Annotated in this window: 19 protein-coding genes; 14 read left to right on the forward strand and 5 right to left on the reverse strand. The window is 41.7% G+C overall.

Annotated features, from left to right (window positions below):
- Nucleotides 1-51: 51 nt before the first annotated feature.
- Nucleotides 52-942 (reverse strand): TIGR01777 family oxidoreductase, encoded by an 891-nt coding sequence (locus tag ACFSJY_RS09480; RefSeq protein ID WP_386033613.1) that lies wholly within the window; start codon nucleotides 940-942, stop codon nucleotides 52-54.
- Nucleotides 943-1,073: 131 nt separating this feature from the next.
- On the opposite strand from ACFSJY_RS09480, the gene ACFSJY_RS09485 reads away from it, so the two are divergent.
- Entirely contained in the window at nucleotides 1,074-2,126 is a 1,053-nt protein-coding gene (locus tag ACFSJY_RS09485) for an AI-2E family transporter (RefSeq protein ID WP_386033615.1), read from the forward strand.
- Between the two features lie 128 nt (nucleotides 2,127-2,254).
- Here the strand turns inward: ACFSJY_RS09485 and ACFSJY_RS09490 are convergent, their stop codons facing one another.
- From ACFSJY_RS09490 to ACFSJY_RS09505, 4 genes are all read right to left on the reverse strand, one after another.
- A complete protein-coding gene (locus ACFSJY_RS09490) occupies nucleotides 2,255-2,653 on the reverse strand; it encodes a lysozyme inhibitor LprI family protein (protein ID WP_386033617.1) in 399 nt (132 codons plus the stop codon).
- A gap of 1 nt (nucleotide 2,654) precedes the next feature.
- Complete coding sequence (locus ACFSJY_RS09495; protein ID WP_386035001.1) at nucleotides 2,655-2,957, reverse strand: YciI family protein; 303 nt, start codon at nucleotides 2,955-2,957, stop codon at nucleotides 2,655-2,657.
- Between the two features lie 12 nt (nucleotides 2,958-2,969).
- Nucleotides 2,970-3,530, reverse strand: coding sequence for a septation protein A (locus ACFSJY_RS09500; protein WP_386033619.1), 561 nt, complete (start codon nucleotides 3,528-3,530; stop codon nucleotides 2,970-2,972).
- Between the two features lie 100 nt (nucleotides 3,531-3,630).
- Nucleotides 3,631-4,488 (reverse strand): SEL1-like repeat protein, encoded by an 858-nt coding sequence (locus ACFSJY_RS09505; protein ID WP_386033621.1) that lies wholly within the window; start codon nucleotides 4,486-4,488, stop codon nucleotides 3,631-3,633.
- Between the two features lie 345 nt (nucleotides 4,489-4,833).
- On the opposite strand from ACFSJY_RS09505, the gene ACFSJY_RS09510 reads away from it, so the two are divergent.
- The 13 genes from ACFSJY_RS09510 to ACFSJY_RS09570 all read left to right on the forward strand — a co-directional run bounded on the left by ACFSJY_RS09510 (nucleotide 4,834) and on the right by ACFSJY_RS09570 (nucleotide 22,797).
- A complete protein-coding gene (locus tag ACFSJY_RS09510; RefSeq protein WP_386033623.1) occupies nucleotides 4,834-5,109 on the forward strand; it encodes an STAS domain-containing protein in 276 nt (91 codons plus the stop codon).
- A 23-nt stretch (nucleotides 5,110-5,132) separates the two neighbouring features.
- Nucleotides 5,133-5,495 (forward strand): response regulator, encoded by a 363-nt coding sequence (locus tag ACFSJY_RS09515; protein ID WP_386033625.1) that lies wholly within the window; start codon nucleotides 5,133-5,135, stop codon nucleotides 5,493-5,495.
- A gap of 5 nt (nucleotides 5,496-5,500) precedes the next feature.
- Nucleotides 5,501-7,735 (forward strand): chemotaxis protein CheA, encoded by a 2,235-nt coding sequence (locus ACFSJY_RS09520; RefSeq protein ID WP_386033627.1) that lies wholly within the window; start codon nucleotides 5,501-5,503, stop codon nucleotides 7,733-7,735.
- A complete protein-coding gene (locus ACFSJY_RS09525) occupies nucleotides 7,735-8,265 on the forward strand; it encodes a chemotaxis protein CheW (RefSeq protein ID WP_386033629.1) in 531 nt (176 codons plus the stop codon). Before ACFSJY_RS09520 ends, ACFSJY_RS09525 begins: the two co-directional genes overlap by 1 nt.
- Nucleotides 8,266-8,270: 5 nt before the next feature.
- Nucleotides 8,271-8,750 carry a chemotaxis protein CheW gene (locus tag ACFSJY_RS09530; protein WP_386033631.1) on the forward strand — a complete coding sequence of 160 codons (480 nt, stop codon included), beginning with the start codon at nucleotides 8,271-8,273 and terminating at the stop codon, nucleotides 8,748-8,750.
- A gap of 19 nt (nucleotides 8,751-8,769) precedes the next feature.
- Entirely contained in the window at nucleotides 8,770-11,526 is a 2,757-nt protein-coding gene (locus ACFSJY_RS09535; protein ID WP_386033633.1) for a methyl-accepting chemotaxis protein, read from the forward strand.
- Nucleotides 11,527-11,532: 6 nt separating this feature from the next.
- On the forward strand, nucleotides 11,533-12,384 hold the full coding sequence (locus tag ACFSJY_RS09540; RefSeq protein ID WP_386033635.1) for a CheR family methyltransferase: 852 nt from the start codon (nucleotides 11,533-11,535) through the stop codon (nucleotides 12,382-12,384).
- 14 nt (nucleotides 12,385-12,398) lie between these two features.
- The gene (gene cheD / locus ACFSJY_RS09545; RefSeq protein ID WP_386033637.1) at nucleotides 12,399-13,061 is read left to right on the forward strand and encodes a chemoreceptor glutamine deamidase CheD; all 663 of its coding nucleotides are present in this window, start codon (nucleotides 12,399-12,401) and stop codon (nucleotides 13,059-13,061) included.
- Nucleotides 13,062-13,064: 3 nt separating this feature from the next.
- Complete coding sequence (locus ACFSJY_RS09550) at nucleotides 13,065-14,153, forward strand: protein-glutamate methylesterase/protein-glutamine glutaminase (RefSeq protein ID WP_386033639.1); 1,089 nt, start codon at nucleotides 13,065-13,067, stop codon at nucleotides 14,151-14,153.
- Nucleotides 14,140-15,318, forward strand: coding sequence for a methyl-accepting chemotaxis protein (locus ACFSJY_RS09555; RefSeq protein WP_386033641.1), 1,179 nt, complete (start codon nucleotides 14,140-14,142; stop codon nucleotides 15,316-15,318). Before ACFSJY_RS09550 ends, ACFSJY_RS09555 begins: the two co-directional genes overlap by 14 nt.
- Before the next feature lie 17 nt (nucleotides 15,319-15,335).
- Entirely contained in the window at nucleotides 15,336-15,644 is a 309-nt protein-coding gene (locus ACFSJY_RS09560; protein WP_386033643.1) for an STAS domain-containing protein, read from the forward strand.
- Nucleotides 15,645-15,647: 3 nt separating this feature from the next.
- Nucleotides 15,648-17,375 (forward strand): ATP-binding SpoIIE family protein phosphatase, encoded by a 1,728-nt coding sequence (locus ACFSJY_RS09565; protein WP_386033645.1) that lies wholly within the window; start codon nucleotides 15,648-15,650, stop codon nucleotides 17,373-17,375.
- Nucleotides 17,376-17,889: 514 nt separating this feature from the next.
- Nucleotides 17,890-22,797 (forward strand): response regulator, encoded by a 4,908-nt coding sequence (locus ACFSJY_RS09570; protein ID WP_386033647.1) that lies wholly within the window; start codon nucleotides 17,890-17,892, stop codon nucleotides 22,795-22,797.
- Nucleotides 22,798-22,838 lie beyond the last annotated feature (41 nt).

Genomic DNA, 22,838 nt, shown 5'->3' on the forward strand with positions numbered 1-22,838 from the left:
ACCGAGCTCTGCTCTATTCACTCTCTTGATTTACCACGAAAGTACTTTTGCTTAAGGCGCAAGAATTTGCGTAAGTGCAGGCTTTAATGTTGGAAAACGAAACGTGTAGCCGGCGCGTTCAAGTTTGCTTGGAATCACGTGTTGTCCAAAGGTAAGCAAGTCAGCGCCTTCGCCAAGCATAACCCGCATAAATGCACCTGGGACAGATAAAAAGCGAGGCTTTTTAAGGGCTTGTGACAGGGTATCTGTAAATTCTCGGTTTGAAACAGGTTTCGGGGCAGTTAAATTTACAGGCCCCTCTATTTCACTATGATCCGCTATAAAGTCGATAGCGTTGACCATATCATCTATATGAATCCATGACATGTACTGTCGTCCATCACCAATGACAGCGGCTAAGCCAAACTTTGCCGGCGGTACCATTTGGTCGAGTGCACCACCACGGTTACTGAGTACTATTCCTGTTCTAAGTAGACATACGCGGGTAGTCTTTTTCGCTTTACTGGCAGCTTGCTCCCACTGCTTGCATAATTGATGGCTAAACTCCGGGTAAGGGGAGTCGAACGATTCATTTATACTTATGTCACTTTGCCTACCGTAGTAGCCAATGGCTGAACCAGAAATAAAAACGGAAGGTGGCTTTTCTGAGTTGTTAAATAATGTGGTGAGTGTTTGCGTTACAAATACCCGGCTTTGCAGTAGCGCATTTTTTCTTGCTGTTGACCAGCGCTTACCAAAGATTGGCTCACCTTGTAGATTTATCACAATGTCAAAATCATCAAGGTTTTGTAAATTAGATAAGTTATCAATGATTGACACTGTTTTAGGCAGTTCTGCTGTTGCAGGGTTACGGCACAGCGCCGTAAATTGATATTTATGTTGAAACGCTGATATAAATGCTCTGCCAATAAGGCCTGTCGCACCTGTAATAAGAATTCGCATACTTTCTTGCACTGGTTTTTAGCCTTTTTTACGAAGCGTTGTTAGGTAAAGTTTAGCCCAGTATAAGAATTCGTTGCTTTTTTAAGGTAATAACAACAAGATAGCCAAGTCGTTTTTTTCGTGGATGGATTATGGGATTAAAGGAATCTTCATCTGGCATTTTAAAAGGCATGGTGGTTATGGCCGCGCTTTTTGTTGTTTTTGCTGGGATAAAAGCTGCATCAAATATGTTGGTGCCATTTCTCTTGTCGGTATTTATTGCGATTATTTGTAATCCAATAGTCGTGAAAGCGAGTGAGTATAAAATTCCAAAGGGAATTTCAGTCTTATTTGTTATCGCGATGTTTTTATCGATAGCATTGTCAATTGCAGGCTTGGTTGGTAACTCGCTCAATGAACTTTCACAATTATTGCCGCAATACCGTGCTCAATTAAATGAAGAGTTTGCATGGCTAACAACTAAACTTGCTGAATACAACATTGCTGTGTCTAGCGCGCTAATCATGGAATACTTTGATCCGGGCGCGGCTATGGGGCTTGCTGCCAACATGCTTAGTGGCCTTGGTGGTGTAATGGCTAACTTGTTTTTGATTGTAATCACTGTGATTTTCTTGCTGTTCGAGGCATCTTCATTGTCGAATAAACTGCATGTCGCGCTAGATGATCCTGAAATGCGTCTCAATCAAATTGATCGCTTTTTGACTTCAGTTAATAACTACATCGCGATAAAAACGGTTGTTAGTATTGGAACAGGAGCCCTTGTTTCATTAATGCTGTACATCATCGGATTAGACTTCTTTTTGTTATGGGGTGTGCTGGCTTTCTTACTCAACTACATTCCCAATATCGGTTCAATAATTGCAGCTGTACCGGCAATGTCTCTAGCAGTATTGCAGTTAGGACCAGCGGCAGCAGGGGGGATTGGTTTAGGCTATCTAGCGATTAACACCGTGATGGGCAATGTCGTTGAACCTCGTTACTTAGGTAAGGGGCTTGGCTTGTCAACGTTGGTGGTGTTCCTGTCATTAATTTTCTGGGGATGGTTATTGGGTACGGTCGGTATGCTGTTGTCAGTGCCGCTTACCATGATAATCAAGATTGGTTTAGAAAGCTCTCAGGATGGACGCTGGCTTGCAGTTATGTTGTCGAGCGAAGAAGAAGTCGAGCGACAGATTCAATCCTAATTCATCGACGTTAAAACACAGAAAAATGCTGTAGTGTTGAGCAATACGAGGTACAGTAAAAAAAGGCTGATGAACATCAGCCTTTTTTATGAATGTTACAACAGAGTGTTGAATAATGTTTTGTAGCCTTACTGACTCAGCGCGCTTAGCTCTTCAATGCGCATTTGGCTAACAGTGATATAACATTTCTTGTATGCAGGACCTGCACCAGTGCCTGGGGAAATTGCTAGATACTGCCAGCGGCAGTTATTCTCACGATAGGTAATGAAATTTGATTGCGAACGCTTAAACATATTAAGGGCTGCTTTTCTTCCCGTTTGGATTGCGATTTCTTCTAATATGAAGGTTTGGTTATTGACCCATGTTTGCAATTCTCTGTCTACTGCCTCTTTTACACCATCCAAACATCGAGAATACTCGACATTGTCTGTCATACTTTCTTCACAAGACTCAATCGATTTGGCTTGTGATAATGGCGTTGTTGCGGCGCAGAATAGTAGAAGGGTAGCGGGCAGTAAATACTTCATATTAAGCTGGTAACACCTTTTTATATGGTTTGACGATTACCTTAGCGTAAACTCCAGCATCAACATACGGATCAACATCTGCCCACGCTTGAGCGCTTTCAAGTGAGTTAAACTTGGCAACAACCAAAGAGCCTGTAAAGCCAGCTTCACCTGGATTTTCAGCGTCAATTGCGGGACAAGGGCCTGCAACTAGCAAACGCCCCTCTGATTGCAAAGCTCGCAATCTATCTAAGTGTGCTTCACGTACAGGCATACGCAGCGATAGGCTGTTTTCAACATCTTCACTGTAAATCATGTAATACATCATAATTCGATACTACTCTTCGGTATTCAATTCTTTTTTGTCTTCATCGTCTGGGAGATGTTTACTTAGTGCCATTATTGAACCAATGGCAAAAACAAACGTTAATCCCATTAGGCCAAACACTTTGAAGTTTACCCAAACTTCTTGGCTGAAATTGAATGCTATATATACATTCAATGCACCACAAAATGCAAAGAAGGCAGCCCAGCTTAAATTCAGTTTAGCCCAGATAGCATCTGGCAATTCTATTGCTTCACCCATTAACTGTTTGATGATGTTTTTACCAAATACGTAATGACTGACGAGCAATGCTACGGCGAAAAATTCGTTAATAATGGTGACTTTCCATTTTAGAAAAGCATCATCTTGCAAGAAAATAGTTAACCCACCGAAGCCGGCTATTAAACCAAAAATAATCCAGTTTTTTGCTGGTACTTTTCGTGTGGTTGCATAGAGGTAAATGATGTGAAGCAAAGAACCTACAATAAGAACTGCTGTTGCCGCGTAGATATCGTAAAGCTTGTATACGACAAAGAACAAAACTAGCGGAACATACTCAAAAAATGCGTGCATAATTCATCGGTGTTTAAATCAGTGGATTCTGATTTTACTGAAAGCAATGATTATATCCAAGCAAATTGGTCAACTATTTTATCACACAATTAAGGAGTGATTAGCTAATTAGAGATTCACTCAGCTTTAGTGCTTGTTTATACATCTCAGGTTCAGCGGTTTGGTACGCTGAGACTTTGTCTTTAGCTTGCAATAAGTCAGCCTCAGCTGCTTTTATAAGCCATGCTAGGCCGCTCAATGGATCTTGCTCAACGCCCTCTGCTAGAAAGTAAGCTCGTCCAAGCGCTCCCATAGATTTATTGCAACCTTGCTTTGCAGCTTCCATGAAGAGTGGAATAGCTTCATCGAAGTTTTCAGTTGTTCTCAGTAAAATTGCCTCTTGATGCACCGCCTCGAGATCATTTTCAGCAGAGCTCTCTTTGACGGTTATTGTGATGTCTTTATTGGGGCGACAGTCATCTTTAGCAGGGACGCTCCCTTGAGCTGCAATGTCTTCGGTAATATTATCTTCAGAGCTGTTCTTGTCGACAGCCGTTTCGTTTGAATCTCCCTTCAACGCAGCAGGCTGAGTAATAGCTTGGTTTTCTGAATATTCTGCAGAGATATCCAATACGTCATCAGCTGTTTTTTTTGCGCTTAGAAAAGTCGTAATGACAGCATCATATCGGTTGTTAAGTTGCTCGATAGTTTGCTGCTGTTGAGCCACTTGTTGCTTGTAGTGGGCTATATCTGCTTCAAGCCTAGCAATAGTTGCTTGTTGTTGGTTGTGTAATTGATGATGAGCATCTTTCAAATTGTTGACATGCTCTAAGTGTGAAGCATCTAATCTTGCCTGTTGCTTTTCGTTATATTGCTCAAACCGGTTTAACACCGCTTTGATTGATTGTTCGTAGTTTGATTTCATTTTCTCAAACCAACGAAAAACTTGACTGGGTGCTTTTACATTTTCTGCTGACATACCTGTACCATTGCAAGATAAATGATGTTCATTATCAGCTTAATGATTCATCGACACTAAATCAATTTGAACACAACTAAATTCGAAAAATGAACTACTTGGTTTTGACTAATAAAAATTTTTGTCTACCTTTTAGAATATAACCAGAGCGGTAGTAGGGATATTAACGGACGTCTACCGCTCAAAAGCTAAGCAGTTTTGTAAAATTGGTGGTTTTTTCGCGTTAAAAAGATGTAAATCGCTGAAAAAAAATAAATTGTTACGCGGCGGATCTTGATTGGAAATGAGATTGGTTATATTTTCAGGATCTGTTGTCTAAGTTCGTTAGGTTAGAAAGGGAAGGCAATGTTCCACTTACCCGAAGAATTAACTATCGCAAAAGCGGAAGCTTTCAAATCATCGTTATTTGACTATATGTCAGATAATGACAACATCGAAATTGAAGACGCTAATGTAGTGAAAATCGACACCATCGGTTGTCAATTACTATTAGCCATGGTTACCCACCTTGCTGCACAAAATAAAACAATAACGTGGCACTGTACTTCTAGCTTGATCAAGGACAGCCTGAATAAACTTGGCATTAATGAGCCGATTTTATCTCAGTATTTAGAAAATTAAGCTTTTTAATTAAGGAAAACTTTATGGCCAAAGTGCTTGTAGTAGATGACTCGAATTCAATCCGAGATATGGTAAGTTTCACCCTCAAGGGGGCGGGTTACGAAACGGATGAGGCTGCCAATGGGCAGGAAGGGTTAGCAAAAGCCAGTGGTGGTAATTTTGATTTAGTAATTACAGACGTAAATATGCCAATTATGGACGGTATTACGCTCTGCCAAGAAATGAGAAAATTGCCTGCGTATAAATTCACACCTATCTTGATGCTTACAACGGAAAGCTCGACAGATATGAAAATGAAGGGTAAAGAGGCAGGTGCGACTGGCTGGTTAGTAAAACCATTTAACCCAGACAAACTTCTTTCGACGATCAAACGTGTGATTCGGTAAGTAAGATGAGCGTCGATTTATCTCAATTCATTCCAACTTTTCTAGAGGAAAGTTATGAAGGCTTAGAGTTAATGGAATCTAGCTTGCTCAATTTTGAGCAGGGCGATGAAGAAACGGTTAATTCAATATTTAGAGCTGCACATTCAATTAAAGGGGGCGCGGGCACTTTTGGTTTTGGCCATGTGACTGAGTTCACACATCTTGTAGAAACATTGTTGGATGAACTGAGAGACGGTCGACGCACTATTGATACTGAGCAAGTTGAAGTGTTGCTCGAGTCTGTTGATTGTATTCGCCTAATGATAGATGCGATTCAGGAAGAGTCGACATACGATGAAGCTAAAATCGCAGACACGTCAGACAAACTAGAAACCATTCTCAATAATAGTAACAATGAAACGGGCCAGACTAGTTCTAACACCGATGAACAGACTGCACCCGAAGCAGTCGAAAAGGCATCTGCAGCCGCGCGACAAGTTTGGCATATCGAATTTGTTCCAGAGCATCATCTGGTTCAAACGGGCAATGATCCACTGTTACTTTTTAGCGCCCTTGAAGATTTAGGTACTCTTGAGGTTAAAGCGAGTGCAAATTATTTACCGTCTTTGACGGAAATGGATGTTGAAGAATTATATTTGCGTTGGACACTAGAGCTGACTGCTGAAGGTATAACTGAAGACGATATTCGTGAAGTGTTTGAGTGGGTCGAAGATGAATGCCAACTGTCGATTTCGCTAGCTGAAAACAACTTACCTTTGGATGATGCAAACACGACAGAAACATTCAATGAACAAATTCCGGCTACGGAGTTCGACAGTGCCGCTCTGAAACAAGCTATCGAACACATTGAGCCACCTGTTGAGGCAGCAATTGCGCCTAAAGCGCTTCATGAAACAGCACCAGAAAATTCAGAAAAGGCGATAGCAGAAGAAGTGGTGACAACTCCACAGTCCGCAATAGTGTCCAAGCCGACGCCTAAGTCTGCCGACAAGGCGCCGGTAAAAGCGAAAGGCGAAAGTGGCTCTATTCGAGTGGGCGTCGATAAGGTTGATACTTTGATTAATCTTGTCGGTGAGTTAGTGATAACACAAAGCATGCTATCTGAGCTGGGCAATGATTTTGACCTATCAAAAGTAGAAAAGTTGACGGCAGGGCTTGAGCAGTTATTACAAAATACCAAAGAGCTTCAAGAGAGCGTGATGCGTATTCGAATGCTCCCAATAAGCTTTGCATTTAATCGCTTTCCACGCCTTATTCATGATTTAGCGAAGAAAACAGGCAAAGATATTGAGTTGGTTATTCACGGTGAAAATACAGAACTTGATAAAACGGTCATGGAGCAGATAGGCGATCCACTTGTTCACTTGGTGCGCAATGCAGTCGACCATGGGATCGAGTCAGCCGAAAAACGTATTGCTGCTGGCAAGCCAGCACAAGGAACTATTTGGCTAGATGCCTATCACCAAGGCGGCAATATTGTTATTGAAATTAAAGATAATGGCGGTGGTATCAACCGAGAAGCTGTGTTTAATAAAGCGGTAGAAAAGGGACTTATTGAACCTTCAGCAAGTTTGACCGATACGCAAGTATTTGAACTTATCTTCGAACCCGGGTTTTCAACCGCGAAGGAAATCAGCGACATCTCGGGGCGTGGCGTTGGGATGGATGTTGTTAAGAAAAACATTCAGTCTCTTGGTGGGCGCATTCAAGTTGATTCAATTCCTGGAGAGGGAAGTACGTTTAAAGTTAACCTGCCACTTACGTTAGCTATTCTTGATGGTCAGCTGGTTCGCGTCGGAGAGGAAGTGTTCATTATTCCGTTGATTACTATAGTGGAGTCACTTCAGGCGAAAGCAGACCTGATTAACCGGGTATCGGGTGACATGATGTTGTATCGGTTGAGAGAAGATAATGTGCCCGTTATTCCGATATATCAGTTGTTCAATTTACCTGCACAAAACCAAGAGGTCGATAATTCATTATTGGTTGTTGTCGAATCGGACGGACAAAAGGTTGGCTTAATGGTTGATGATTTACTTGCCCAGCAACAAGTCGTGATTAAGAGTTTGAAAGATAACTATCAAGAAGTCGGGGGAATTTCTGGTGCAACAATATTAGGTGACGGCTCCGTAGCAATGATTTTAGATATTCCTGGCATCATTGACATGGCACTGACCAGCGCACGAGAAAAACAGAATAGGTTGAGAGTAGTAAATTCTGAAGAAGGGGCTTTGGCTTAATGAACATTCAAGCGTTAGCGCAGCAGATCCCTGTTGAAGGTGAATATTCCCTAGAAGGCGTCGATTTTATTACAAGCGGTGATCAGTACCTGACATTTATGCTAGACACTGAACAATACGCGGTTGATATTTTATGTGTTGAAGAAATTCGAAGCTGGGAAAAGCCAACCCGCATCCCAAATGCGCCTGATTATGTAAAAGGTGTAATCAACATGCGCGGGGTAATTGTTCCAATTATTGATTTACGCGCTAAGTTTGGCATTGGTGTAGCAGATTACAACGAAACCACAGTGGTTATTGTACTCCGCTATGAGTCGCCGACGCATAGCCGAACCATAGGGTTCGTTGTTGATGCCGTTTCTGACGTATTAAACGCTGAAGAAGATGAAGTGCGAGAATCGCCTGCTTTTGGTGGCGTAATTCCGCATCATTTTGTTAATGGTTTAGTCAATGTTGGAGAAGGGGTCGTAACTCTATTGAACCTCGAAGCGCTTCAAGAAATTGAACCGCATACAGCCGGCTTGGGGTAGCAGTAATGGAACAAGAATATTTGACGTTTATTTTGAATGGCGAAGAGTACGGAGTTGATATTCTTTGTGTTCAGGAAATAAGAGTGCTTTCGTCAGTCACTGAACTGCCGAATAAGCCTAGCTATTTGAAAGGCGTTATTAATTTACGTGGTGTGATTATACCGATTGTTGATTTGAGGCAGCGCTTCGGGCAGGACGCCTTGGCATACAATGATAAAACAGTCACGATTATCCTTCGGAGTCTAGACCCCAGCAGCCCAATGGTGGTAGGCATTATCGTTGATGCAGTTTCAGAGGTTTATAAATTTGAACCGAGCAGCGTACGTCAGCCTCCAGCCCTAGGTAACCAGGTAGATCGTTGTTTTCTAAAAGGTTTAGCGTCAGTAGAGAGCAAATTGATTATGTTACTTGATACCGAGTCGTTACTAAATCAAGAAGAATTATTTACCGTGGAGCAACAGCCGGAATTTGAAGTAGAGGCATAAACTTTTAGCGAGGATTGCTATGACACCAAAGCAAATACAAACGATCAAGGATAGTTGGGCGATTGTAAAGTCGACTGTGCCTAATGCCGGCGAAGTATTCTATCAACATTTATTTGCTTTAGACCCCCAACTACAATCCCTATTCACGTCAGATATCGCTAAGCAAGCCGACAAGCTGGTATCGATGCTAGACGTTGCTATCAGCATCAGCGAAAACTCAGAAAAGCTCGATAGTGCATTAAGCGAATTGGGACAGAGACATATTCAATACGGAGTAAAACCCCAGCATTATGACACGGTTGGGAATGCTCTCATTCAAACATTAGAACAAGCCTTAGATAAGCAGTTCACTTTGGCTGTAAAACGCGCATGGTTGGCATTCTATCGTCACGTGGCGAAGACAATGCAAAGCGGCGCCGAAGCAGAGCACGAAGGCTCAGCAGTTATGGAGGCACAAATGAATATAGCAGAGCATGTACAGGATGATTTAGCTGTTAGGCTTCAAGGCGCTCTCGATCAGTCACTCACCGCATTTATGATGATTGATAGAGACTTTAACGTTACCTATGTTAATCAAGCGACAATGAAGCTCCTAGAAAAACATGAAGCCGTTTTTCAAATGAAATGGCCTGAATTTAGAGCGGAAAAATCATCCATAATCGGCTCATGCATCGATATGTTTCATGTTAAGCCAGAACACCAGAGAAAGTTGCTAGCAGATCCGAGTAATTTGCCATACCAGACTGATATCCAAATTGAATTTCTGACTATTGAATTAAACGTTACGGCAATAAATGATGCCGAAGGCAACTATATTGGTAACTCTCTCGAATGGCAGGACGTTACCGAGGTAAGGCAGCAAGAAAACAAAGCTGTGCAACTGCAAGGTGCTGTCGATCAGTCCAATACGCCGAGTATGTTTATTGACCGTGACTTTAATATTACCTACGCAAACAAAGCAACATTCACATTGTTGAAAAAACATGAGCAAACATTTGCAGAAAAATGGCCAGGTTTTAAAGCATCTGAAGAGCAGTTAATAGGATCTTGCATTGATATGTTTCATGTCAATCCAGACCACCAACGTAATTTGCTGGCCGATCCCAGTAATTTGCCATGGAAAACAGATATTAAAATCGCTGATTTAACCTTTGAATTAAATGTCACAGCGATTAATGATGCGCAAGGAAATTACATAGGTAATGCTTTGGAATGGCAGGATGTCACAGAGGCTAGAAACAAAGCCATACAGGTAGGGAGATTGATGTCTGCCGTGGAGGGCATGACAACTAACTTAATGATGGCTGACACTAAAGGGAACATCGTTTATGCGAACCCTTCAGTTTTAAATATGTTAAGACGGCGAGAAGTGGAACTTCAGAAATCTCTACCAGCGTTCAAAGTTGATACGATTGTTGGCAGTAATTTCGACATCTTCCATAAAAATCCAGCACATCAGCAAAATTTACTGGGAAATCCTGACAATTTACCTTATAACACGGAAATTTCGGTTGGCGGCCTGGTTTTTGAATTGATTGCGATTGCATTAAAAGATGACGATGGAAACCATGTCGGTAACGCAGTTCAATGGCTCGATTTAACTGAACAAAAAGATGCGCAAGGTCAAGTAGAGGGCTTAATCAACGCAGCGATTAATGGCGAACTTGAGCAGCGAATAGACACAGCAACATACGAAGGTTTCATGCATAACCTTGGAAACAGTATTAATAGCTTAATGGATGCTGTTGTAGAGCCATTAAACGATGCTATTCGAGTTGCTCAATCTTTGGCTGAAGGTCAGTTGACCAATACGATGAATGGTGATTACGCTGGTCAATTTTTAGCGTTAGCTGACGCCATGAATGGCTCAATAGAGAACCTCAGTAATATGGTTGAGGAAATTCGAAATGCCTCAACAAATGTGTTTGATTCTGCAAGAGAAATTGCAGAAGGGAACAATGAGTTGAGTCATCGAACGGAATCACAAGCGTCGAGCTTGGAAGAAACGGCATCGGCAATGGAAGAGTTAGCCAGTACGGTACAACAAAATGCAGAGAATGCCTCTGAGGCAAGTAAGTTGTCTAGCACAGTTGTTGAACGTGCGATTAATGGTGGAGATGTCGTTAAAAGTGCCATTACTGCGATGGCTGACATTAATAAATCGAGCAAAAAAATTGCAGATATTATCGGAGTAATTGACGAAATTGCTTTTCAAACCAATTTGTTGGCTTTGAATGCGGCGGTTGAAGCGGCAAGAGCAGGAGAGCAAGGACGAGGTTTTGCTGTGGTAGCTGCTGAAGTAAGAAACTTAGCACAGCGCTCAGCGGGCGCTGCGAAAGAAATCAAAGGCTTGATTAATGACAGTGTTGAAGCTGTAGGACAAGGCACTAAGCTTGTCGATGAAACAGGCCAAACGTTTGACTTACTTGTTTCTTCGATAGAAGAAGTGGGCAACATGATCCGTGATATAGATAGTGCAGGAAAAGAGCAGTCGGCGGGGATTGGAGAGGTCAGCCAAGCAGTCAGTCAGATGGACGAAATGACGCAGCAAAATGCTGCATTGGTAGAAGAAGCTGCCGCGTCGAGTAAATCAATGGAAGAACAGTCACAAGCTCTCCTTGAGCAAGTCGCATTTTTTAATAATGGTGATACCCAGGAGAATGTTATGACTCGGAATGTTGGTGTACTGGGTAAACAAACTCAGCCGTTGCGGCCGGTAAGCATTAAAACACCAAGAACCAGTGTTAAGTCCGATGATGAGTGGCAAGAGTTTTAAGCGTTAATGATAGAAGTAAGGGATCGTTCGCACACGTTAAATAGTCGAGATTTTAAGTTTATTTGCGATTACGTATACGATGCTGCCGGTATTGTGTTGGGTGAAGCAAAACGTGAAATGGTATATCGACGATTGACTCGTGTTGTTCGTGAACGGAAATTGGAAACATTCGCCGAATATTGCCAAATATTGCGAAGCAACCCAGAAGGTGAAAAGACGTACTTTATTAACGCGATAACAACTAATTTAACGAGCTTTTACAGAGAAAAGCATCATTTTGACTACTTGCTGAGTAAAGAGTTTCCAACACTTTTACAAAAAAACAAAGACAGTAAGCGGTTACGCTTTTGGTCATCGGCTAGTTCTACGGGGGAAGAGCCGTATAGTTTGGCTATAACCGCGCATCAAGCATTCAAACATGTTCTCAGTGTGTGGGATGTTAAGATTTTGGCGACAGACATCGACAGTAACGTGCTCGCTCATGCGAAAGCCGGAATATATGATTCGCAGCGTATCGAAGATGTGCCGCAACATTTACAAAAGGCTTATTTTCAAAAAGGTGCTGGGGCTAACCAAAACAAAGTGAAAGTAAATGATACGGCCAAATCATTGATTACTTTTAAAGAGCTGAATTTACTGCATGATTGGCCTATGAATGGCCCTTTCGACGTAATCTTTTGCAGAAATGTGATTATCTATTTTGATAAGCCTACGCAGCAAGATTTGTTTGAAAGATACTATGAGATGTTAGCGCCTGGTGGGCTTCTAATGCTAGGTCATAGTGAGAACCTGGGGCAGTTTCAACAGTATTTTGAGAATGTCGGACGTACGATATTCAGAAAGCCGTTTGACACGTAATCGTTGGAGCTAGGATGGTTTTAAAGCATCAACATGCAGAAGTAAAAAGTGTTATTGGGCAATGTTTACCTGAATTTACTCATGTGAATCATTATTGGGATAAGCAGCGCAATTGTGTCGTAGCAAAAATACTACCTGGCGAGTTTTACGCGACGTTTGATGATGTCGCAATATCGACTACCTTGGGTTCTTGTATCGCAGCCTGTATCTGGGATGAGCAGATGGGGATAGGTGGGATGAATCACTTTATGCTTCCTATTACTGATAAAGAGTTACATGAAGTTGACTGGGGACAAAGAGGCTTAGCCAGTGATGCCACACGTTATGGTAATTTTGCCATGGAGCATTTGATCAATACGTTATTGAAAAACGGAGCACTTAAGCGAAATCTAAAAGCCAAAGTGTTTGGTGGCGGAAAAGTCTTAAAGAAGATGTCTGATGTCGGTGAACGTAACATTGATTTTGTGTTTCGCTATTTATCAACAGAGGGTATTGACGTTGTAAAACAAGATGTGGGTTTGATATATCCGAGAAAGGTTATTTTTGAACCATTAACAGGTCGAGCGTTCGTAAAGCGTTTGGATAACTTGCACAATGACACAATTGTTAAACGCGAAACTGACTACCGAAGCCGGATTGACCAAGAGACGGTTGAAGGCGATGTGGAACTTTTTTGATTTATGAATAAAATCAAAGTATTAATTGTAGATGATTCGTCTCTTATACGCGGCGTCATCAGAGAGGTGCTAAGTATAGAACCTGCAATTGAGGTTGTCGGTGAAGCAGGTGATCCTTACGAAGCACGAAGCTTGATAAAGCAACTGAATCCAGACGTACTTACGCTTGATGTGGAAATGCCGAAAATGGATGGCATTACATTTTTAAGTAATTTGATGCGGCTACGTCCAATGCCAGTAGTGATGTTATCAACATTAACAACGAAGGGCGCCGATATTACTTTAGAGGCCTTAGCATTGGGCGCAGTAGACTTTATTGCCAAGCCCAGCTTTGACGTTTTAGTAGCCAATAAAAAACGATTTCAAGAAATACTTGTTGAAAAGGTGAAATCGGCGGGGGAGGTCGATCAAAAAAACTATCAACTAGCTAGTGCTGTTAAGAAAAATGCTAGTGTAGATGTCCTAAGCTTTGATGGCGTGAAACGTAAAAATCATTTGATTGCGATAGGAGCCTCAACGGGTGGGACAGAAGCTATTGCACAAATTCTAAAGTGTATGCCTGCTAATTGTCCGCCTATTGCGATAGCGCAGCATATCCCAGAAAAATTCAGCGAGCGTTTTGCTGCACGACTTGATGGTATATGTGAAATCTCGGTGACAGAGGCTAAGCATGGGCAACGGATAAAAGCAGGTGTTGCATACATAGCACCAGGCGGTAAACATTTAAAAATTGCTAATAAATCCGGTGTGTTGTATACAACATTGGATGACGGTGACAAAGTCAACTTGCACAAACCGGCCGTAGATGTACTTTTCAAATCACTGGTTGAGCATGCTGGAAATATACAGGCAGTGCTATTAACCGGTATGGGACAAGATGGAGCCTTAGGCATGTTAGAGTTAAAAAATAATGGTGCGAGAACCATTATTCAGGATAAAACAACAAGTTTGGTATGGGGAATGCCAGGGCGGGCGCATCAGTTGGGTGCGTATACGGATGAGATGCCACTTATGGATATTTCGTCTCAACTGCTTGAATTCGCAACCTTAGCCAAAGCAGAAATGAAGGAGGCCTTAAATGGCAGAGCATAAGGACAAGCTGCTGCTTGGAGCAATCGTAAGTGGGTTGCTAGCTATTGTTACGTTATTCGCCGTTGATTTACTTTTCATACCCATGCTTTTTATGGTGGTTAGCACAGCAAGTGCAGCGTTTGTTTTCTATAGTCAACAACAAACAGTTTCTCAAACGAGCCAACCAGACAATGTCCCATCATCGATCGAAAGCGAAGTGGCGGCTACCATTGATGAGATTAACAAACTGCTTGAGAGTGAAGTCGACATTATCAAGCAAGAGCACATGCGTGTTACTGAGCTAGTACGTGACGCTGTAAGTGGTATCTCAAATAGTTTTAAAACAATGCAGGATTTAGTGTCTGAGCAACAGGGGATGATAAACCATGTGCTGGACCGTAATCAGCATATTGGTGACGAAGAACATACGTCATTAGAGTCCTTTATTGTCGACTCAAACAAAACCCTAGAGGATTTTGTCAGCGTAATAATCAATACCAGTAAACAAAGCTTGAAAACCATGTCTTACACAGATGAAATGGTGAAAAAATTTGATGGTATATTTTCTTTGCTAGAACAAGTAGAAAGTCTAGCTAGCCAGACAAATTTACTTGCGTTGAATGCGGCAATTGAAGCTGCTCGGGCAGGCGATGCTGGACGAGGTTTTGCGGTAGTAGCCAATGAAGTGAGAAGCTTGTCAGTTAGCTCAACAGATTTGAATAACGATATTCGAAGTGAGGTGTCGTCAGCACAGCAAACCATTGCTAATTTGCGAGAATCGGTTGAGGTTATGGCATCAGCAGATATGACACCTACTTTACGTGCTAAAGATAAAGTAGCTGTGATGATGGAACATGTGGGCGACGTTAACACGCAAACTAAAGAAGCGGTAGAGAAACTCGCGCACATATCACCACAAATTAGCGATACGGCATCTTTAGGTGTTAGGTCTTTACAGTTCGAAGATTTGACATATCAATCATTAGATTCTTTAAATATTAATATAGAGAACTTACTTTTACTTGGTGAGCAGTTAGCCTCTGTTGGTGAAAACGGAGATATGCTTGAAAAACTTGAAGCTATTCAATCACATTGTAAAGCGCTTAAGTCTAAGTCTCAGCAGAAAGATCAATTTCGCAGTGTTTCGCAGTCGTCTATGGACGAAGGTGAAGTTGAACTGTTTTAGTATGGAGAGTTATAAAAATGTCAGTTAAAAAAACAGTCAGTGATAACCAGCGAACCGTTACTCTTACCATCGAAGATAGGTTTGACTTTTCATTGCATCAACTTTTCCGTGATGCCTATGTAAATGTTGAAGTCGCCGGCGCTAAATTTGTGTTAGATCTTTCACGGACTTCATATATGGACAGTTCGGCATTAGGCATGATTTTACTGTTACGTGATCATGCAGAAAAGCTTAAAGGTTCGGTTATTATTCGTCACCCCAGTGACTCAGTTGCAAAAATTTTGGAAATAGCACAATTTCATAGATTGATGGCGATTGAGTGCTAATAAATGGCAGAGTTTGATAGTACCAAAGGTAGCAAGCTAGCACTGGTCGTTGACGACTCTGTCATGCAGTGCAAAGTACTTAGTGTGCTGCTCAAAGAAGAAGGCTATCGCGTATTTACGGCAAACGACGGTATGCGTGGTGTAGACATGTACATCAAATACCAACCTGATTTGGTGCTAATGGACATCAATATGCCGGTCATGAATGGCTACCAGGCGGCGAGAGAAATCAAAGCACTGTCGGCTAATACACTAGCTCCTTTGATATTTATTACCAGTATGGATTCAGACCAGTCTTTCATAGAAGCGATTGAAGCCGGTGGTGATGGCATTTTAGTGCGTCCATTCTCTCCTGAGGTTTTTAAAGCAAAAATAAAGTCTATTCAGCGTATTAGTGATTTGTATGCGCAAGTAAAAACCCTTCAACAAAGTCAGCAAAAGGACGCTGAACTCGCAGAGCAACTAATGTCTGGTGTTATCGAGTCTCGGAACTTTGCGCTAGACAAAATAGGTATTGTGAAAAAGCCCGCAACATTGTTTAGCGGCGATATTCAATTAACCGCGCAGTGTCCCAACGGCGACGTAAACGTTATGTTAGGCGACTTTACCGGTCATGGGTTACGTTCATCGGTAGGCGCAATTCCACTTGCAGAAACCTTTAGAGCAATGACAAAAAAAGGTTTTACGCTGTTTGAAATAGTCAGCCAAGTAAATCGGCAATTATATGATTTGTTACCTGCTGATCTCTTTTTAGCGGCCTCTTTCGTCAGTATCTCAAGTCATGATGACACTGCATATATTTTCAATGCGGGCTTACCAGAAACATATATTTATGATGAGCAAGGTGAGATAAAACAGAAAATTGACTCTTCTCATCCTCCGTTAGGTGTTGTGCCAAGTTTGATCTCAGGCAGCCGAATGGCAGTTTATAGTGTCGAGCAAACAGACAGAGTTGTGTTGTTGAGTGACGGTATCATCGAAGCACGCAGTGAAAGCGGTGAAATGTATGGTATTGAGCGCTTTGAGCAAGCAGCGAAACTTGGTGTTATCAACAACGATATAGCGTCTGCAGTAATAGGAGATGTCGAAGAGTTTTGTCAAAACACGCCACAAGAAGATGATATCTCGCTTATTGATGTACCGTGTAACATATGGGCAAAAGAACATCATACCGCTAAAAAATCATTGTCGGTTGAAATTGGAGAAGGCGTCTATGAACGCTCTTCGACAGGCTCTATTTGGCGTTGGAGAATGAAACTAACAGGCAATAAATTAGCGAAGGTTAATCCTATCCCTATCGCTATGAGCTGTGTACATGAACTAGAGTGTCCAGATGACAAATGGCAGAACCTTTTTACGGTGTTGACGGAATTATACGTGAATGCTTTAGAGCATGGCGTGCTTGGCTTAGATTCGAGCATCAAACAGCAGGCTGAAGGTTTTGCACTTTATTTTCAAGAACGAGAAAAACGTTTACAGCAATTGGAATCTGGGGCGGTAGATCTCTCTCTAGCTTATTATCGAGATGAACACCATGGTCGAATGGTCGTCGAAGTTATCGATAGTGGAGATGGCTTTGACTTTGATGCGTTTAGAGCCAGTATGGCTGTGCAAGAGGGCGAGGAAAATCGATTACATGGCCGCGGTATTATGCTTGTTTCTCAATTGTGTAAGCAACTTGAATACAAGAATGGTGGAAGCCATGTTCGGGCTGAATACGTGGTGAGTTAATTCTAATACTACGTCACAAAAGTGATTACGAATTACCAAGCCCGCTAAGTACACAATGCTAGCGGGCTTTTCGTTACATATACGCCCACTTTACGTTGTTTGCGATAAGCAACGCTCTTTCTCAACCGATAAGTTCTATTCTTACTTGAAGAATCTAACTTTATGGTCGATAGTTGAATTTACTATATGACTAAAACTTCTTTAAAGTGAATGACTTGTGATTCGTTAGCTGTTCCCAAAAACGTTAATGTTGACTCCATGTTGGAGTCGAGCAAGTCTCTTTATTCCTCACGCAATCCGCACTTTTTTAATCTAAACAAAAATATACAACTCAACTGTTCTCCTTCTACTCAAGAACTTTGTTGTTATTTAACGCTTTTTTTTGACAATAAAGGTACAAAATGTGGGCAATTCGGTAGAGACATTTTTCTAATGTTCAGGGTAATATAAGTATGCTAGCAATAATAATTATCACCACTAGCGTAACAAGCCGAAGCGAATAGAGAGACGTCATTTGTTCAATATAAGTAAAACAACAAAGGTATCAAAATACGTACTGTTTATTGGTGTGATAACGTTTAGTTTTGCGCCACTTCTATTAAATTTTGCAGGAGTAGATTTTACTTCTCCGACACCACGGTTAACAGGGTCTCATCTATCTTTTGGTGAAATTCATCATGCGTTAATTGAGTGGACAGCAGTAACATTGGCAATGTGTATTGCTGTGCTGTCAATTTTTCATTTTATCAAGAACAATGATATCTCCGTGCCTTTTATTGGTATTTCATTGTTGTGTGCTGGAGCTATGGATGCCTTTCATACGCTAGCAGCTACACAAGTAGTCACTGCACGCTCACCGCAAGAAGATTTCATCCCTTTTACATGGGCAATATCACGCTTTTTTAATGCAGGCATTATGTTGGTTGCTGTCACAGCAGTGATAGTGCTTAGTAATAACAAAGGCTCAATGAAGAAGTTAACCCAAAAAGGCCGCTTTGGGTTGCTGGCGAAAATGGCAATAGCGCTGCTCTGTATAACGTTATACATCATGTATTTGGTGGCGAGTAATGAAAGCTTGCCCAAAACCATATTTCCCGATGCACTGATTACCCGCCCTTTTGACGCTATACCGCTTGCTTTATTTTTGTGTTGTGGCATCGCGTATTGGATTTGGTATCAACGTCAAAAAAGAGTACTTCGATTCGCATTGTTATTGAGCATTTTGCCAGAAGTCATGACACAACTTCATATGGTGTTTGGCTCAACAGCATTGTATGACAACCATTTTAACATCGCCCACTTTATCAAAGTCGTAGCCTATGGCGTTATCCTAGTCGGTGTGATCATAGATACTATGCTTGTCGATTACCGAGGATATCGAGCAAGTGACTTGTTTACGCCTGTGGGTGAACAGTCTGAAGCTAGAGTTAAACAGTCGGTCAGAGGATTTTGGTCGCTCAAATATAAACTGCCACTAGCAAGCTTCTTTGTAGCATTTTTTGTCGCGACGGTTGTCACCGTAACAATTTACTATGAAGTAAATCAGGTGCTTAAAGAAAGCTCTGAGCAGGCATTGACCGAAAAGTCACAAGTTATTGATACGTTGGTACAAGATTTTGTCGACCAACACAACCAGACCGGTTATGTATTAGCCAATGCTCCTACCATTAAGGAATACACGCGAGAGTTTTTACTTGGTAACAACATTCTTGAGCCGTTTAAAGAGCGCGTGGTCAATGTTCTGACTCTTGTCGGTCAGGATAGAAAGATTTATGACCAAATAGTATTGCTGTCTAATGACTCTCGAGTCCTTGCAATAAATCGCCAAGAAGGTGATGAACGGCTCCATGAATTTATACGGTCAGAGCATTTTAAATGGCATGCGTCCAATGAGTCAGTTGAAAATAATGCTAAATTGTTTGATTCAATTCTTGCTAACGGTGAGAGCGAAAAGTACATAGTGTTTTTTCAGCAAGTAAAGCAAGAAACACAAACCATAGCTGCGCTAGCGATTGCGGTAAAATTATCTAGTTTGAACAGACTTATAGCGACCATGTTACATGATGGGGAGCAATTGTACCTTGAGGATATGACTGGTAAAGCGCTATACAGTGCTAATAATGTCCAGTTAAAGGGCGAGCAGGTGGCTCTTTTTGATGCAGCATATACCCAATTTAAAAACGCTCATAGTGAATATGGTGATATCGGATATGTAGATGTTGGTGATAAAACGGCGGTCGTTAAAATCAGTCAGGTTGATTTTGACAACATTGGAAAGTACCACCCTTATCGCTTAGTGCTTATGCAACAGGGGGGCACGTTATTTTCATCGATAGACAATATGGAACAGCGCTCAATTGTGTTGGGGTTAGCGTTAGCTATCCTTACCCTTGGTCTTGCTATTTTTGCTTCTCAGCGTTTGATACAACCATTGTTAAGAATGATGGAGAGTATTCGACATTATGAGAAAACGGGGCGCGTGCTTCAGTTACCGATCAATACTGCTGATGAAACAGGCAAACTAGCAAAAAGTTTTGAAAGCCTGCTGTCAAATGTAGAGCAGCATAAAATGTCGATGCGTCTGGCGATTGAGGATGCTGAAACATCTTCAGCGAAGTTACAGTCAATTTTAAACTCTATTGTTGATGCTGTCGTCAGTATAGACGAGCAAGGAAGAGTGTTGTCGTTCAACAAGTCCGCTGAGGACATGTTTGGGTTCAGTGAAAAAGAAGTACTGAATAAGCATATCGGTATGCTGTTGCCACAACCCTTTTCTAATGAAGAACGTGATTTCCTGAAAGATTACTTTAATTCAAGGGATTACAAATTAACTAACCTTGCTAGGGATTTGCCCGCTCAGAGAAAAGAAGGTGAAGTTTTCCCTGTCTCGTTAAGTGTTGCTGAAGTGAATACCGGAGAGTCGGTGACGTATACGGCATTGATACGTGACAACACGTATAGCCAAATATTGGAGTCGCAACGTAAATCAGCATTGAAAGAAGCAAAGGATATGGCGTGGCGACTCGATTTCGCGCTATCAGCACCACAAATAGGGGTATGGGAATACAATAACGAGACAGAGCGTGTATCGTGGGACAAGCGAATGTATCGCTTGTATGGTTATACGATTGACGAAGCGCCATTGCCAGAGTTGGTATGGATGAAAGCCGTACATCCTGATGATATAAAGTCTCTACAATTGAAAATTCAGCACTCGTTGGACACCGGCGACGACTTTAATCATGTATTTCGTGTAGTACACCCAAACAAGCAGATTTGCTATTTAGAGTCACATGCTAAAACGATATTCGAACAAGACGGACAATTTAAACGCATTGTTGGAACGAGTTGGGATATCACAGAGCAGCGTTTATTGCATGATTTAAAACAACAAGCGCTTGATATGGCGCAAGAGTCGCTAAGGTTAAAGTCAGAATTTCTTGCGAGTATGAGTCATGAAATACGAACACCAATGAATGGTGTTCTTGGCATGTTGGGACTGCTCGACAAAACCACCCTCGACCAAACACAACAACATTACCTGAGGCTAGCCAGCTCCAGTGCGTATTCATTGCTAAATTTGATCAACGATATTTTAGATTTTTCTAAAGTAGAAGCGGGCAAACTAGATTTAGAGGCTATAGATTTCAACCTATTAAGCCAGCTAAGCGAAGTGGTTGAGTCATTTGCGTTAAAAGCGCAGGAAAAGAACGTAGAGTTAATACTGGATACGACTAAAATTAGCATGCCTATGGTTAAGGGCGATCCCACTCGCTTCCGCCAAATTCTTAACAACCTTATTGGCAATGCATTGAAGTTTACTGAACAAGGTGAGGTTACTGTTCGTGGTGAGTTAGCCATCAGAAATGAGCAGCTTATTTTTACATGTGTGGTTAAAGATAGTGGGATTGGTATAGCTGCAGACAAAATAGACTCCCTGTTTGATAGTTTTACCCAAGTAGATGCCAGCACAACACGCAAATATGGTGGAACAGGGCTGGGTCTTGCTATTGTTAAGCAACTAATTGGCCTAATGGGCGGTCAAATCAAGGTAGAGAGCAAAGAAGGGCATGGCAGTTCATTCTTCTTTTCTTTGTGCTTAGCTAAAAGTGATGTTGAACATACAGTATTACCAAGTAGAGACTTGCAAGGGCGCAATATATTAATTGTCGATGACAATGAGACCAATATTAATGTGCTTGCGGGTCAGCTAAGCCATTGGGGGGCAAATGTCACAGCAGCATTAAATGCAAAAGAAGCCCTGAATAAAGTGCGGGCGTCTGAATCCCCCTTGTTTGATGTAGCGATTCTCGATATGCAGATGCCAGAAATGGACGGTGTGGCGCTCGGTAAATTGTTGCAGCGAGAGCCTAGGGCAAGCATCACGAAGTTGATCATGATGACTGCCATTGGCGATTTCAATAAAGCGTCTTATTACACCGAACTTGGCTTTAGTGCTTACTTCCCTAAACCTGTCACCCCATCAGATCTTCACAGCGCTCTAATGTTGGCATTGGACAGCGAAAAGATTATTGTCGCAGAAAGCGATGATACAGAAGTTGTCGACGCAGAAGAGAAGCCGATAAGCAAAAGTAGTCAATCATATTCAGCGATTAAAATTCTGCTTGTGGAAGACAACAGAGTCAATCAAGCTGTTGTTCAAGGAGTACTTGGCAATGTTGGCGCCAAAGCGGATGTTGCCGGTAATGGGGTTGAAGCGCTTTCAGCATTGAATAATGATCAGGGCACTGGCAAGTATGACGTAGTGTTGATGGATTGCCAGATGCCAGAAATGGATGGCTATCAAGCGACTAAAGCGATTAGACGTGGCGAAGCGGGCGAAGATTACAAAGATATCCCTATTATTGCGATGACGGCCAATGCGATGAAAGGTGATGAAGAAAAATGTCTTGCTGCAGGAATGTCTGATTATATGTCAAAGCCTGTAGAGTCAGAGCAACTTTATCAAAAATTGCTACAATGGACTGGAAAGGTAAGCTCTCCCATTGAGCGGGACTCAGACGATAAAAATGAACCAAAAGAAAAAACTAAGTCAAAAGAGCCTATAAACCAATCTTGGGATTTTGATGGTGTGCTTAAAAGAGTGAGAGGAAACGAAGCGTTGATCAATAGTTTAATAAAGCTATTTATCGACGAGTCGACAAGTCAGCACGAAGCGCTTTTAACAGCCATTAAAGAAGAAAATAAAGAGGCAATAGTTGCTAACGCGCATAAAATGAAAGGAAGCGCTAGAAATTTAGGCGGGATTGCATTGGCAAACTGCAGTGGTGATATTGAATCTCTCGCCAAGAAGAATAATATAAGCGATATACAAAAACAGCTAAATCAATATGAAGTTGCTTACCAGCAGTTCATTAAAGATATTTCTGAGTATCTCGCAAACGCTGAAAAAAGTGGATAGTCGTAAAACAAGCTGGCTTTATACTTTTATAAGCCGCTTAA

Source organism: Thalassotalea euphylliae (assembly GCF_042682785.1).
Taxonomy (GTDB): domain Bacteria; phylum Pseudomonadota; class Gammaproteobacteria; order Enterobacterales; family Alteromonadaceae; genus Thalassotalea_F; species Thalassotalea_F euphylliae.